The 16,799-nt window shown below is 72.4% G+C and carries 1 protein-coding gene; it reads left to right on the top strand.

Features of this window, described 5'->3' with window-relative positions; translation table 11 throughout:
- Positions 1 to 563 precede the first annotated feature (563 nt).
- Positions 564 to 16,778, top strand: a complete 16,215-nt coding sequence (locus FHU35_RS29880) for a type I polyketide synthase (protein ID WP_425474137.1) — start codon at positions 564 to 566, stop codon at positions 16,776 to 16,778.
- Positions 16,779 to 16,799 lie beyond the last annotated feature (21 nt).

The raw sequence follows: 16,799 nt of genomic DNA on the forward strand, positions 1-16,799 counted from the left end.
ACGACGTGGCGGCGGAGATCGCCGACGACGTGCGTTCCCAGGCGGACATCGGCGCGGAGATCCGGCGAGGGATCGCGGGAGGAACCCCGAGCACCGATCCCGTTCTGGCCGACGCGGAGGCGTTCGCGTTCGGCGTCGCGGCGTGGCGGTTGGCCTCGTCGTGGGGCGTGGTCCCGTCGAGCGTCAGCGGGTACGCGACCGGGGAACTGCTGGCCGCCCACGTGTCCGGTGCGCGGTCGTTGCGGGACTCGGCGCGGTCGCTGCTGGCGGGCGAGCGGGTGATTGCCCCTGCCGAGCTGCCCGTGACGACGCCGGACACCGCTCCGTTCCTGGAGATCGGCGCGTCGACGTCGCTCACCACGCTGATCCGGGCGCTCGCGGCGTTGTGGATCCGGGGAGACGACGTCGACTGGGAGCCCCTGCTGGGCAGCGGGCGGCAGGTGGACCTGCCGACGTACCCGTTCCAGCGCCGGCGCTTCTGGCTCGACGTCGACGCCCCAGCCGACGACGCCCCGTCCTCGCCCGCGCCTTCTGGCGCAGAGATGTCCGACATGCTCGCACTCGTGCGGGAGCAGGTCGGTCTCGTCACGCGCGAGACCGATTCCGTCGACACGGCCTTGACGTTCCGGGAGCTCGGTTTCAGCTCGCTGATGATCGAAGAACTGGCGGCGAAGCTCAGCGCCCGAACCGGGCTCTCACTCGCCGCGGGGACGGTCTTCGGCCACCCGACGCCCTCGGCGCTGGCCGAGTACCTGCGCGCCCTGCTCACCGGCGAGGAGGCAACTCCGGAGACCCGGGACCGGCAGGTGACCGGCGAACCGCTGGCGATCGTCGGCATGGCCTGCCGCTACCCGGGCGGCATCGACTCGCCGGACGCGTTGTGGGACTTCGTGGCCTCCGGCTCGGACGCGATCGGTGAGCCGCCCGCGAACCGCGGCTGGGACCTCACGTCCGGCGCCGCAACGGTCGGCGGGTTCCTCCACGAGGCGGGCGATTTCGACGCGGAGTTCTTCGGCATCGCGCCGCGCGAGGCGGTCGCGATGGATCCGCAGCAGCGGTTGCTGCTGGAGACGTCGTGGGAGGCCCTGGAGCACGCCGGTCTCGATCCCTCGGGCCTGCGCGGTTCGGCCACCGGCGTGTACGTCGGTGCCACCACGCACGACTACGGTCCGCGCGCGCACTGCGCGCCCGACCACCTCACCGGATACCTCCTCACCGGTGGCACCCCGAGCGTGCTGTCGGGCCGGATCGCGTACGCGTTGGGTCTCGAAGGACCGGCGGTCACGGTGGACACGGCGTGCTCGTCCTCGCTGGTGGCGCTGCACCTGGCGGGGCAGGCGCTGCGCTCGGGCGAGTGCGACGTGGCGCTGGCGGGTGGCGTGACCGTCATGGCCACGCCCGGCATGTTCGTCGAGTTCGGTCGGCAAGGTGGTTTGGCGGCCGACGGTCGGTGCAAACCGTTCTCGGCCGACGCCGACGGCACCTCGTGGGCCGAAGGCGTCGGCGTGCTGGCATTGGAACGCTTGTCGGATGCGCAGCGCAACGGACACCGAATCCTCGCCGTCGTGCGGGGAAGCGCGGTCAATCAGGACGGGGCGTCGAACGGCTTGACGGCGCCGAGCGGTCCCTCGCAGCGGCGGGTGATCCGCGCGGCGCTGGCGAGCGCGGGCCTGTCGGCGGAGGACGTGGACGCGGTCGAGGCCCACGGAACCGGCACGCGGCTGGGCGATCCCATCGAGGCCCAGGCGCTGGCGGAGGCCTACGGGCGGGACCGGCGACCGCAGCGGCCGTTGTGGTTGGGGTCGCTGAAGTCCAACATCGGGCACAGCCAGGCCGCCGCCGGTGTCGCCGGGGTCATCAAGATGGTGCAGGCGATGCGCCACGAGACGCTGCCCGCGACGTTGCACTCGCACGAGCCGACGCCGCGCGTGGAGTGGGCGTCGAGCGGCCTGCAGCTGCTCGCGGAATCCCGGGACTGGCTGGATGAGGGTCGTCCACGGCGCGCGGGTGTGTCGTCGTTCGGGATCAGCGGGACGAACGCGCACGTGATCGTGGAGGAACCTCCGATCGTCGTGGAGCAGGCGCGGGGCGAGTCCTCGGCGGTGCCGTGGGTGCTGTCGGGGCGCGACGGCTCGGCGTTGCGCGACCAGGCACGGCGACTCGTGGACTTCGTCGGCGCGCGGCCCGATGAATCCATTGTGGACGTCGGAGCGGCTCTGGCCGGTCGTGCGGCGCACGAGCACCGCGCGGTGGCGGTGGGTGCTGATCAGGGCGAGTTGCTCGAATCCGTGCGAGCGGTCGCTCGCGGCGTTGCGGTGGCGGAGGCCGGAACCGCCGAATCCCGGGCGGTGTTCGTCTTCCCGGGGCAGGGTTCGCAGTGGGCCGGGATGGCGGTGGACTTGCTGGCCGAGTCGCCGGTGTTCGCTGCGCGGATGGAGGAGTGCGCGGTCGCCCTTGAGTCCATTATGGATTTCGGGTTGCTGGATGTGTTGGCGGATGCCGACGCGCTTGAGCGGGTGGATGTTGTTCAGCCCGTGTTGTGGGCTGTGATGGTGTCGTTGGCAGCGGTCTGGCGCTCGTACGGCGTGGAGCCTGCGGCGGTGGTGGGGCACTCGCAGGGTGAGATCGCGGCGGCGGTGGTGGCGGGTTCTCTCTCGCTGGAGGACGGTGCCCGCGTGGTGGTGTTGCGCAGCCGCGCCGTCGCCGCGGAGTTGGCGGGTCGCGGCGGTATGGCTGCCGTTCGCGCTTCTTCCGAGGAGACGGGTCGGCTGCTCGGGGATCTCGCGGACGTGTCGGTCGCGGCGATGAACGGGCCAGCGACGACGGTCGTGTCGGGTGCCCCGGAGGCGCTGACCGCGCTGGAGGAGCGCTGCGGTGCGGAGGGCGTGCGGTTCCGGTGGATCCCGGTTGACTACGCGTCGCACTCGGCGCAGGTGGAGGCGCTGGAAGAACGGCTCCTCGCGGACCTCGCCCCGGTCGAGGCACGGCCTGCGGTGGTGCCGTTCTTCTCGACGGTCACGGGTTCCTGGCTGGGCGAACAGCCTCTGGATGCCGAGTACTGGTACCGGAACCTGCGCCACCCGGTGCGGTTCGAGGAAGCCGTGCGAGCCGTTTCCGCTGAAGGTTTCGGCGTGTTCGTCGAGTGCAGTCCCCACACCGTCCTGACCCAGGACATCGAGCACACCGCGGACTCGGCCGGCCGGGACGCGGTCGTCGTGGGTTCGCTGCAGCGTGACGCCGGTGATCAGCGGCAGTTGCTGACGGCGCTGGGCGAGGCCTTCACCCGCGGCGTTCCCGTGGACTGGAGCGCGGCGTTCGCGGACCTCGGAGCCCGCACCGTCGATCTGCCCACCTACGCCTTCCAGCGACAGCACTACTGGCTCGACGCGGACGCCGGAACCCTCGACGTGTCGGCAGCCGGCCTCACACCCGCTCGGCACCCGCTGCTCGGCGCCGCCGTGCACACCGCCGACGGCGGTTCGCTGCTGCTGACCGGGCGGATCGACGCGCAGACCCACGCATGGCTCCACGACCACACCGTCGGCGACGTCGCTCTGCTGCCCGCGACGGCGCTGCTCGAACTGGCCGTGCAGGCGGGAGACCGCTACGGGACCCCGCACGTCGACGAACTGGTCCTGCACGCACCCCTGGTGCTGGGTGATGCCACGGACCTCCAGATCACCGTTGCCGCAGCCGACGAGCCGGGCCGTGCCACGGCCACGATCCACGCACGTCCCGCGATTGAAGACGAGCCGTGGACATTGCACGCCACCGCGACGCTCGGCGCGGCTCTGGCCACCCCGCCCGCCTCGGACTGGGCCGCCAACTGGCCATTTCCCGGAGCGACTCCGGTCGACACCGGCGCCCACTACGCCGACCTGGCCGACACCGGTTACGCCTACGGGCCTGCGTTCCGCGGACTCGGTCGCCTGTGGACGGACCCCGACGGGACCGTCTACGCCGAAGCGGAACTGCCCCTGCCGGAGCTCGACGGCACCGGCTACGCGATCCACCCGGCCCTCCTCGATGCCGCCCTGCACGCCGTGCTGGGCGACGAGCTGCGCCTGCCCTACGCGTTCGGGGACGTCGCCGTGCACACCACGGGCGCGCGTGCCCTGCGGGCCCGCCTCGCCCGCGCCGGGCGGGGAGACGTCTCCATTGACCTCGCCGACGTGAACGGGCGCCCGGTGGCCGCGATCGGCGCGCTCACCACGCGGCCGGCGGACGCCACCCGGCTCGGCGACGCGACCGGCACGGCCGCCCGGTCGCTGTTCTCCGTGGAGTGGGACGAGCTGCCGGTGAGCGACTCGCCGCCCACCGGCACCTGGGCACTGCTCAGCGGTGACGAGAACCCGCTCGAACTGGGGCTTCCCAGCGGTACCGCCACTCACCGGGACCTCGGCGAGCTGCGCGCCGTCCTCGACGCCGGGACCGCTCCCGACGTGCTCGTGTGGCTCGTGCCGCGCACGGACGGCGACCCCGTGACGTCCGCGCACGCGCACGCGACGACGGCACTGGACACCGCCCGCGCGCTGCTCCTCGACGACCGGATGACCGCTGCGCGCCTCCTCGTCGTCACCGAGGGCGCCACCGGACCGGAGGCCGCGACCGACATCGCCGCGGCAACCGTCTGGGGTCTGCTGCGCACGGCGCAGACCGAAACCCCCGGTCGCTTCGTGCTCGTCGACACCGACCGGCACCCGGAATCGGTGCGGCTGCTGCCTTCCACCACCGCGGGAGCCGAACCTCAGCTCGCGCTCCGCGCCGGTCGCGCGCACGCGCCCCGCCTCGCCCGCGCCACCGCAGGCGAGGCCGCCAGCCCCTTCGGCCCAGAGGGCACGGTCCTGCTCACCGGTGCTTCCGGGCGGATCGGCGGCCTGCTCGCCAGGCGCCTGGTCCACGAACACGGCGTGCGCAGGTTGCTGTGCCTCACCCGGGGCGGCGCCGACGCGACCCGCGAACTCACCGGGGAACTCACCGAAGCGGGCTGCGCGGTGACGACGCTGGCCTGCGACCCGGCCGACCGCGACGCGCTCGCCGCCGCTCTCCAGACCGCCGGGGAACCCATCAGCGCCGTGGTGCACGCGGCGGGCGCGCTCGCCGACGGCGCCGTCACGTCCCTGACGGCCGAACAGCTCGCCACGGTGCTGCGGCCGAAGGTGGACGCCGCCTGGAACCTGCACGAGCTCACCCGCGAGGAGCCGCTGTCCGCGTTCGTCCTGCTGTCCTCGGTCTCCGGGGTGCTCGGCACCTCCGGGCAGGCGAACTACGCCGCGGGCAACGCCTTCCTGGACGCGCTCGCCGCCCACCGCGCCCACCTCGGCCTCCCGGGGCAGGCGCTGGCCTGGGGCGTGTGGGAGCAGGACGACCGGGGTGGTGGCATGGCCTCGGGACTCGACGACACCGACAGGGCGCGGTTGGCGCGGCTCGGCGTGGTGGGGCTGCCGGAGGACGAGGCCCTCGCCCTGTTCGACAGCGCGGTCGCCGACCCGAGGCCGCTGCTGGTCCCCGCGAAGCTGGACGTGCGCTCGGTCCGCGAGCGGGCGGCGCGGGACGGCGTGCCGCCGTTGCTGCGCAGGATGGTTCCGCCGCCCGTGGCGGAAGACTCCTCATTCCCCGACCGACTGGAAGCCCTCGCGCCCGGTGAGCGGCACGGCCTCGCGCTCGCTCTCGTGCGCACGCAGGCCGCCGCCGTGCTCCGGTTCGATTCACCGGAGCGAATCCACCCCACCCGGCCCTTCCAGGACATCGGTCTCGATTCGCTCGGTTCCGTCGAATTGCGCAACCGGCTCAACACCGAGACCGGCGAGCGGCTGCCCGCAGGGCTGCTCTTCGACCACCCCACACCCACCGCGCTCGCCGCGTACCTGGTGGACCGGCTCGTCGAGTCGACGGACGAGCCGGTTCCCGTGGTGGAAGAGACCGTCCAGGCGGCAGCCACCGCCGACGAGCCCGAACCGGACGACGATCCCGTGGCGATCGTCGGCATGGCCTGTCGCTTCCCGGGCGGCGTGACGGACCCGGAATCGTTGTGGGAGCTGGTGTTCACCGGCGGCGTCGGCATCGGCCCGTTCCCCACCGACCGCGGCTGGGATCTCGACGCGCTCTACCACCCGGACCCCGACCACCCCCGCACTTCCTACACCCGCGAGGGTGGGTTCCTCCACGGCGCAGGCGATTTCGACGCCGGGTTCTTCGGGATCTCGCCGCGGGAGGCGCTGGCGATGGATCCGCAGCAGCGGTTGCTGCTGGAGACGTCGTGGGAGGCCTTGGAGCACGCCGGTCTCGATCCGTCGGGGCTGCGCGGTTCGGCCACCGGCGTGTTCGCCGGTCAGGTCTACCACGATTACGCCCTGCCGCTGGACCAGACGCCCGAGAACGTGGAAAGCCTCATGCTGACGGGCAACACCGGCAGCGTGCTGTCCGGCCGGGTGGCGTACGCCTTCGGCTTCGAGGGGCCTGCGGTCACCGTCGACACGGCGTGCTCGTCGTCGTTGGTGGCGCTGCACTTGGCGGGGCAGGCGTTGCGGTCCGGTGAGTGCGATGTGGCGCTGGCGGGTGGCGTGACCGTGATGGCGACCCCGAGCGCCTTCGTCCACTTCGGACGTCAGCGCGGTTTGGCGCCGGACGGCCGGTGCAAACCGTTCTCGGCGGCCGCCGACGGCACGGGCTTCTCCGAAGGCGCGGGCGTCCTGGCGCTGGAGCGGTTGTCGGACGCCCGGCGCAAGGGGCATCGGGTCCTGGCCGTGGTGCGCGGTAGTGCGGTGAACCAGGACGGAGCGTCGAACGGCCTCACCGCGCCGAACGGGCCCTCGCAGCAGCGGGTGATCCGGGCTGCGCTGGCGAACGCGGGATTGGCTCCCGACGAGGTGGACGCGGTTGAGGCGCACGGCACCGGCACCACTCTCGGCGACCCGATCGAGGCGGACGCCCTGCTGTCCACCTACGGCGTGGACCGGAGCTCGCAGCGGCCCTTGTGGTTGGGGTCGGTGAAGTCCAACCTCGGGCACACCCAAGCCGCCGCCGGTGTCGCCGGCGTCATCAAGATGGTGCAGGCGATGCGGCGCGGTGTGCTGCCCGCATCGCTGCACGCCGATGAGCCCACGCCGCACGTCGACTGGTCCTCCGGCGGCGTGCGGCTCCTGGCGGAATCGCGGGAGTGGCTCGGAGATCGCCCGCGCCGGGCGGGTGTGTCGTCGTTCGGCATCAGCGGGACGAACGCGCACGTGATCATCGAGCAGCCTCCCGTCGTCGACGAACCGGCCGGGCGTGGTGCGACCTCGGCGGTGCCGTGGGTGATCTCGGGCCGCAGTGCGGCGGCGTTGCGCGGGCAGGCCGAACGCCTCGCGGAGCGCCTGCGAGCGCGCCCAGACGAGTCCATTGTGGACGTGGGTGCGTCCTTGCTCGGTCGCGCGGTGCACGAGCATCGTGCCGTGGTGGTGGGCTCCGGCCAGGACGAACTCCTCGACGGGGTGCGGGCGCTGGCCGACGGTGCCGGTGTCAGCGGCCAGGTGCGCGGCGAAGACGGCGCGCCGCGGGTGGCGCTGGTGTTCCCGGGACAAGGATCGCAGTGGCCCGGCATGGCGGTGGAACTGCTGACCGAGTCGCCGGTCTTCGCCTCGCGGATGCGGGAGTGCGCTGCGGCGCTGAAGCCCCACGTGGACGTCCCGCTGCTGCGGATCTTGAGCAACGCCGACGCGTTGGAGCGGGCGGAGCTGGTCCAGCCCGCGCTGTGGGCGGTGATGGTGTCGCTGGCCGCGGTGTGGGAGTCCTACGGCGTCCGGCCCGCGGCAGTGGTGGGACATTCCCAGGGTGAGATCGCGGCGGCCGTCGTGGCGGGCTCCCTCTCGCTGGAGGACGGAGCGCGCGCGGTCGCGTTGCGCAGCCGCGCCATCGCCGCCGAACTGGCGGGACGCGGAGGCATGGCCGTCGTGCGCGTGTCGGCGGCACGATCGCATCGGCTCGTCGAGGATCTGGCGGAGGTGTCGCTCGCGGCGATGAACGGGCCCGCGACGACGGTCGTGTCGGGCACGCCGGCGGGACTCGACGCGCTGGAAGCGCGATGCGGTGCGCAGGACGTGCGGTTCCGCCGGGTCGCGGTGGACTACGCGTCGCACTCGGCGCAAGTGGACGCGCTGCGGGACCGGATCCTCGCCGACCTCGGCCCGATCGAGGCGCGTCCCGCCGACGTTCCGTTCTTCTCCACGGTGACCGGCGGCTGGCTGGGGCAGGAGGTGCCGGACGCGGCCTACTGGGCGCGCAACCTCCGTCACCCCGTCCGCTTCGAGGAAGCCGTGCGCGCTCTCGCCGCCGAAGGATTCGATGCGTTCATCGAGTGCAGCCCGCACGCGGTGCTGACCGGCGACATCGAGCACACCCTGGAGGTCGCGGGCCACGAGGCGGCCGTCGTGGGCTCGCTGCTGCGCGACGCCGGTGATCAGCGGCAACTCCTGACATCGCTGGGCGAGGCCTTCGTCCACGGCGTTCCCGTGGACTGGACCCCGGCGTTCGCGGGAACCGAGAACCGCCTCGTCGACCTCCCGACCTACGCCTTCCAGCACGAGCGCTATTGGTGGGACGCTCCCGCAGTTTCCCGGAAGAGCACCGAGGACTCGGGTTTCTGGGCGGCCGTGAACCACGAGGACGCCTCGGTCCTGGCGGAGACCCTGGACGTCGACGCCGCGTCCCTCCTCCCGGTCCTGCCCGCGCTGCGCGCCTGGAACCGCGACCGGGCGTCGACGGACGAGGTGGCGTCCTGGCGCTACCGCACGCGCTGGGTCCCCGCGAGCATGCCCGCAGCCCCGATCCTGACCGGGTCCTGGCTGCTGGTCGTGCCCACCGGGTCCGCCGATCACGCTGTCGCGGACGCGATCCGAGACCACGGCGGAGACGTCATCACGTTCGACGTCGATGTGAACGAGACGCGGGAGGACATCGCCCGTCGCCTGGACCGCCGGTCGTACGCGGGAGTGCTGTCCCTGCTCTCCGCCGCCGACCACCCGGCGACCGAGGGCGGCGTCTCGCGCGTCGGCCTCACCGCGACCGTCGCGTTGGTCCAAGCCCTCGCCGACGCCGGGATCGACGCGCCGCTGTGGTGCCTGACCCGCGAAGCGGTCACGGCCACCGACGAGGACGCCAGGACTCCTCGCGACGACGCGGCGGCGCAGCACATGGTCTGGGGACTCGGCCGGATCATCGCGCTGGAACACCCCGAGCGCTTCGGCGGCCTCGTCGACCTGCCCGCCCGGCCGGACGCCCGCACCGGTGGCTCCCTCGCGGGAGTCCTCTCCGGCACGACCGGTGAGGACCAGGTCGCGCTCCGCCCGACCGGCGCCCACGTGCGGCGCCTGGCCCGCACCTCCGGTTCGTGCCCGGCGTGGCGGCCGCGCGGCACCGTGCTCATCACCGGTGGAACCGGGGGCCTCGGTGCCGCCGTGGCGCGCCACCTGGCCCGCACCGGTGCCGAACACCTCGTGCTGGCCAGCCGCCGCGGCCCCGACGCGCCGGGGTCCGCCGAGTTGCGCGCCGAGCTGGAGGCCGCCGACGTGCAAGTGACCATCGCGTCCTGCGACGTCGGAGACCGCGCCGACCTCGCCCGGCTGCTCGAAGCCTGCTCGCCGACGGCCGTGGTGCACACCGCCGCCGTTCTCGACGACGGCCTCGTCCACGACCTCACCCCGGACCAGCTCGATCGCGTCCTGCGCGTCAAGGCCGACGGCGCGTGGCACCTGCATGAGCTGACCCGCGACCTGGACGCCTTCGTGCTGTTCTCCTCCGTCGCCGGCACTTTCGGCGCGAGCGGGCAGGGCAACTACGCCCCCGGCAACGCGTACCTGGACGCCCTCGCCGAACAGCGGCACGCGCTCGGACTGCCTGCGACCTCGATCGCGTGGGGCATCTGGGACGAGCGCGGCATGGCCACCGAGGACGGCATCGGGGCGATGGCCCGCCGCCACGGCCTGCCCGTCATGGCACCCGAGCTCGCGGCCACCGCGCTGAGAGCGGTGACCGGCGACGGGGACCCGGCCGTCGTCGTCGCGGACGTCGAGTGGGACCGGTTCCACGCCGCCTACACCGCCACGCGGCCCAGCCCGTTCCTCGCGGACCTGCCCGACCTGCGGCGGCTCGCCGAGGTTGACGCACCGGCTGCCCATGCCACCACACCGGCCGGACGGCTGGCCGCGATGGGCGGCCGAGCCGAACAGCAGGCCGCCCTCCTGAGGATCGTCCGCGAGCAGGTGGCCGGGGTGCTCGGTCACGCGGGTCCCGACGCGATCGACCCCGCGACGTCCTACCGGGATCTGGGGTTCGACTCGGTCACCGCCGTCGAACTCCGCAACCAGCTCAACAGGGTCACCGGGCTGCGCCTGCCGTCCACCATCGTCTTCGACCACCCCAGCGCCCGCGCTCTGGCCACGTACCTGCACGGCGAACTCCTCGGCGACGCCCCGGAATCAGCGTCCACGCCGGCCACCGTCGTCGACGACGACCCCATCGTCATCGTCGGCATGAGCTGCCGTTTCCCCGGAGACGTGGATTCTCCGGAGGCCCTGTGGCGTCTGCTGGAAGCGGGAGGTGACGCCATCAGCCCGTTCCCGGAGGATCGCGGCTGGGACATCGAGCGCCTCGGGAACGGCGACGGCCCCGGATCCTCGTGCGCGCGGGAGGGCGGCTTCCTGCACGACGCGGGTGACTTCGACGCCGACTTCTTCGGCATCTCCCCGCGCGAGGCGCTCGCGATGGACCCGCAACAACGGCTCATGCTGGAAACGTCGTGGGAAGCGCTGGAGGACACGGGAATCGACCCGACGACGTTGCGCGGCACCCGCGCGGCGGTCTTCACCGGCAGCAACGGCGGCGACTACCTCGCCATGGGGCCCGGCGCTCCCGATGAGGCCGTCGGCTACGCGGGCACGGGCAACATCGGCAGCGTGCTGTCCGGCCGGGTCGCCTACGTGCTCGGCACCGAAGGACCGGCCATCACCGTCGACACCGCCTGCTCCTCGTCGCTGGTCGCCCTGCACCTCGCCGCACGATCGCTGCGGCACGGCGAATGCGATCTGGCCCTCACCGGCGGCGTCACCGTCATGTCCACACCGGGGATCTTCACCGAGTTCACCCACCAAGGTGGACTCGCTCCTGACGGCCGCAGCAAGGCGTTCGCCGCGAACGCGGACGGGGCCGGCTTCGCCGAGGGCGTAGGCGTGCTCGTCGTCGAACGGCAGTCGGACGCCCGGCGCAACGGGCACCGGGTGCTCGCGGTCGTGCGCGGGAGCGCCGTCAACCAGGACGGGGCGTCGAACGGTCTGACGGCGCCGAACGGTGTCGCTCAGCAGCGGGTCATTCGCGCCGCGCTGTCGGACGCGGGCGTGGATGCCGGGGACGTGGACGTGGTGGAGGCGCACGGCACGGGAACGAAGCTGGGCGATCCGATCGAAGCGGGCGCGTTGCTGGCGACCTACGGTCAGGGGCGGGACGCGGATCGGCCGCTGTGGCTGGGATCGGTGAAGTCCAACATCGGGCACACCCAGGCCGCCGCCGGCGTGGCCGGGATCATCAAGTCCGTGCTCGCCTTGCGGTACGCGCGACTCCCGCGGACGTTGCACGCCGATGAACCCACGACGCACGTCGACTGGTCTTCCGGTGCTCTGCGGCTCCTGGCGCGGTCGCGCGACTGGCCGGACGCGGAGAGCCCCCGGCGCGCGGGTGTTTCCTCGTTCGGCGTCAGCGGCACGAACGCCCACGTCGTCCTTGAGCAGGGCCCGGACGAGGAGGTCGCGCTCAGCGGTGCCGTCCCGGACGGGGAGATCGTGCCGTGGCCGGTGACCGCGAAATCCGACGCGGCGTTGCGGGAACAGGCCCTGCGCCTGCTGCCGCTGCTCGACGACGCGTCACCCGCCGAGATCGGGCACGCGCTGGCGACCACTCGTGCCCGCTTCGACCACCGGGCGGTGGTCCTCGGCGCGAGCACCGCCGAGCGGCGCGCAGCCCTCGACGGTTTGGACGGCCCGGACGTGGTGCGCGGAACCAGTGCCTCCTCGGACGAGCGCGTGGTGTTCGTCTTCCCCGGGCAGGGTTCGCAGTGGGCCGGGATGGCGAGGGAGTTGTGGGAGTCCTCGCCGGTGTTCGCCGCGCGGATGGGGGAGTGCGCGGCAGCTCTTGAGTCCTGTGTGGATTTCGCGTTGCTGGACGTGCTGGCGGACGCGGAAGCGCTTGAGCGGGTGGACGTCGTTCAACCTGCGTTGTGGGCCGTGATGGTGTCGCTGGCTGAGGTGTGGCGTTCGCACGGCGTCGAACCTGCGGCGGTGGTGGGGCACTCGCAGGGAGAGATCGCGGCTGCCGTGGTGGCCGGTGGCTTGTCGCTGGAGGACGGTGCCCGCGTCGTGGCGTTGCGCAGCCGCGCTGTCGCCGCCGGGTTGTCGGGCTACGGCGGTATGGCCGCCGTGCGCGCTTCGTCCGAGGAGGTCCGTCGGCTTCTCGGGGATCTCGCGGAGGTGTCGGTCGCGGCGATGAACGGGCCCACGACGACCGTCGTGTCAGGCACCCCGGAGGCTCTGGCAGCGCTGGAGGAGCGGTGTGGTGCCGACGGCGTGCGGTTCCAGTGGGTAGCGGTGGATTACGCGTCGCACTCGGCGCAGGTGGAGGCGTTGGAGGAACGCGTCCTTACCGATCTCGCTTCGGTCGAGGCGCGGCGTGCGGAGGTGCCGTTCTTCTCGACGGTCACGAATTCTTGGCTCGGTGAACAGGTTCCGGACGCGGCGTACTGGTACCGGAACCTGCGCAACCCGGTGCGGTTCGAAGAATCCGTGCGGAGTTTGGTGGGGTTGGGCTTCCGGCATTTCGTGGAGGTGAGCCCGCATCCGGTGTTGACACCGGGTATCGAGGAGACCGCCGGGGATGTCGAGATTTCCGCGGTGGGCACACTCCGTCGTGATGAGGGTGGCCACGAGCGCGTGCTGCGGTCGTTGGCGGAGGCCTTCGTCGCCGGGGCACCGGTCGAATGGGTCTACGAGGGTGTGGGCGCTCGCCGCGTGAACCTGCCGACCTACCCCTTCCAGCGACGCCGCTTCTGGCTCCGGCACCACGGTGCCGGCGACGCCGCCGCGCACGGGATGGCGGCCACCGGACATGCCCTGCTCGGCAGCGGCGTCATGCTGCCGGGCACGGACGGACACCTGTTCACCGGACGCCTGTCGCTCCACGACCAGCCGTGGACGGCCGATCACGAGGTGCTCGGCCGCGTCGTCCTGCCCGGCACGGCGTTCCTGGACATGGTGCTGCACGCCGCCGACGCGGTCGGCTGCGGCCACGTTGCCGAGCTGACCCTCGAAACCCCGCTGGTCCTGACCGGGACGACGCAGGTCCAGGTCCTGGTGGCCGCGCCCGGCGACGACGGCGACCGCGAGGTCACCGTCCACGCCCAGGACGACCCGGACCACGCCTGGACGCTGCACGCGCGAGCCACCGTGACCACCGTCGCGCCGGAGGAGTCCGCTGACTTGGCCGGCTGGCCTCCGGCGGGTGCGCGGCCGGTGGAGCTCGCCGGTGTGTACGAGCGGCTGGGCGAGGACGGTCTCGCCTACGGGCCGGTTTTCCGCGGCCTCGAAGCGGTCTGGCGGAATGGTGAGGAGATCTACGCCGAGGTGGCGTTGCCGGAGGAGGTGGAGGCCGCCGGTTTCGGCGTGCATCCCGCACTGCTCGACGCGGCGTTGCACGCGTGGCTGTCCTGCGCGGAAACGAGCGCTGTGCGGCTGCCGTTCCTGTGGAGCGGGGTGTCCCTGCACGCCACCGGGGCGACGAGGTTGCGAGTCCGGCTCACCCCGAGTGAGGACGCGATCTCCGTGCTGGTCGCGGACACCGACGGGCGACCCGTTCTCACCGCTCGATCGCTGGTCACCCGGCCCGTCACCGAGACCGCGTTCCCCGCGCCCCCGAGCAACGGTCCGGCCCTGTACCGGGTGGAGTGGACATCGACGACCGGTCCCGAGCTGGCGGCGGGACCCCGCCTCGCCGTGCTGGGCGAGACCGAGGACTTCCCGGCGTCCCACCCTGACGTGGCCGGCTGCCGTGACCTCGCGGAGCTGGAGAAGCGCCTGACCGTCGGTGCGCTGCCGGTGCCCGAGCAGGTTCTGGTCGAGATGCCCACGCCGAGCGGCGAGCAGATGCCCTCGGCCGCCGAACAGGCCGCCCGCAACGCGCTGGAGCTCGTCCAGCGCTGGCTCGCCTCGGAACCGTTCCTCGCGTCCCGGCTGGTGCTGGTCACGCGCGGAGCGGTCGGCGTGGAAAGCGACGGCGTGGCCGACCTGGCCGCGTCCCCGCTCTGGGGGCTGGTGCGGTCCGCGCAGACCGAACACCCCGGACGATTCGCCCTGCTCGACGTGGATCCGGGCGGCACGACGCCCGACGCCGTGCTGCGGGCCTTGGCCGCCGACGAGCCCCAACTCGCCATCCGGGGCGGCGAGGTCCTGATCCCACGACTGGTCCCCGACGAAACCCGGGCCACCGCCGGGGAGGCCGGGCCGACGTGGCACCTCGACACCGGCGGCAGCGGAACGCTGGAAGGACTTGCCTGGGTGCCGGACCCGACGGCGGACGATCGGGAATTGGGCGAGTTCGAGGTGCGGGTCGAGGTTCGCGCCGCCGGGGTGAACTTCCGGGACGTGCTGGTGGTGCTCGGCATGTACCCCGACGCCGAGAACGCCGTGCTGGGCAGCGAAGCAGCGGGCGTCGTGACCGAGATCGGTTCCGGGGTGACGAGCGTCTGTATCGGTGACCGCGTGATGGGTGTGTGGCAAGGCACGTACCGCTCGTCGATCGTGGTGGACGAGCGCACGGTCGTCAGCGTTCCTACCGGGTGGAGCTTCGAGACTGCTGCATCGGTGCCGGTGGCGTTCGTGACGGCGTACTACGCCCTGGTGGATCTGGCGGACCTGAAGGCCGGGGAATCGGTTCTCATTCATGCCGCCGCCGGTGGTGTCGGCATGGCTGCGGTGCAGCTGGCGCGTCACCTCGGGGCTGAGGTGTGCGCGACGGCGAGTGAGCCGAAGTGGCCGGTGGTGCGCGATCTGGGTGTTCCTGAGGAACGGATCGCGTCCTCGCGCAACGGGGATTTCGAGAAGCTCTTCGGTGGTGTGGACGTGGTCCTGGATTCGCTGGCGGGGGAGTTGGTGGATGCGTCGCTGCGGTTGACCCGGCCGCGCGGTCGTTTCGTGGAAATGGGCAAGGCGGATGTGCGCGATCCCGATGAGATCGCGGCGACCTACGGCGGGGTGAAGTACCGCGCGTTCGACCTGGCCGAGGCCGGTGGCGCGCGTCTCGGCGAGATCCTGCGCGAGGTGGCGCGACTCTTCGACGCGGGCGCACTGCAACTGCTGCCGACCAAGGTGTGGGACGCGCGGGAGGCGGAAGAAGCGTTCTGGTTCATGAGCCGCGCCCGGCACGTGGGCAAGCTCGTGCTGACCATGCCCCGCGAGGAGCCCGAGGGCTGGGTCGTGGTCACGGGAGCATCGGGCGTGCTGGGCGGCGTGGTCGCTCGACATGTCGCCGCGGAGTGGGGTGTGCGCCGGCTGTTGCTGCTCAGCCGCCGGGGCCACCAAGCGCCGGGAGCGGATGAGCTGGTCCGGGAGCTGACTGCGGCCGGTGTTGAGGTGCGGGTCGCGGCGTGCGATGTCGCGGACCGAGACTCACTCGCCGACGCTCTGTCCGTTGCGGACGGTGGTATCTCGGGCGTCGTCCATGCGGCGGGCACGTTGGATGACGTGACGGTGGAGTCGTTGACCCCGCAGCGGTTGGCGGACGTGTTGGCCGCGAAGGTCGCAGGCGCGTGGAACCTCCACGAGTTGACTGCGGACGATGTCCGCTGGTTCGTGTTGTTCTCCTCCGCCGCGGGTGTTCTGGGCGGAGCGGGCCAGGCGAATTACGCGGCGGGCAACGCGTTCCTCGACGGGCTGGCGGCGTTCCGCCGGGCGCGGGGCTTGCCGGGTGTGTCGGTGGCGTGGGGCTTGTGGGAACAGCGCTCGGCGATGACCGAAGGGCTCGACGACACGGATCTCACCCGCATGGCCCGCACGGGCGTGCTGCCGATGAGCAACGAAGACGCGCTCCGGCTCCTCGACGCGGCCACGACGTCCGCGCGGGGGCTGGTGCTGGCGGCCGACCTGGACACCAGTGCCACCGATGCGGGCCTCTTCCGCGACTCGGCGCGTCGTCCGGCGCGCCGCCGGGCTGCGTCCGGAAGCGAACCGCGGCCGGACGGTGCGCCGCTGGCTCGTTCGCTCGCCGGGCTCGGCGAAGACGAACGCCGCCGTGCGGTGCTGCGAGCAGTGTGCGAGCAAGCCGCGACGGTGCTCGGACATCCTTCGGCCGCGTCGATCCCCGTCGAACAAGGATTCCTCCACATGGGTTTCGACTCGTTGACCGCCGTGGAACTGCGCAATCGGCTCAACACCGCGACCGGACTGCGCTTGCCCGCGACTCTCGTCTTCGACCACCCCGATCCGGCTCGGCTCGCCGACCACCTCGCGGCGGAACTGACCCCGACCGACACGGCCGAGTCCGCCCTGAGCGCCGAGCTCGACCTGCTGGACACGGCGTTGGGCGACCCGGGAGCCGCCCCGGACGACGCCACTCGCGGCCTGGTGGCCGCTCGGCTGCAGAGCCTCCTGTCCCGATGGACGGTCGCTCCCGGCGACGGGTCGCACGACGTGGCCGAGAACCTCGAATCGGCCGGGGCGGACGAGCTCTTCGACTTCATCGACCAGCAATTCGGCTCAGACTGACGCCCCTTCTCCTCGGCCGTA

Origin of the sequence: Saccharopolyspora dendranthemae (assembly GCF_007829955.1) — a bacterium.
Lineage (GTDB): Bacteria > Actinomycetota > Actinomycetes > Mycobacteriales > Pseudonocardiaceae > Saccharopolyspora > Saccharopolyspora dendranthemae.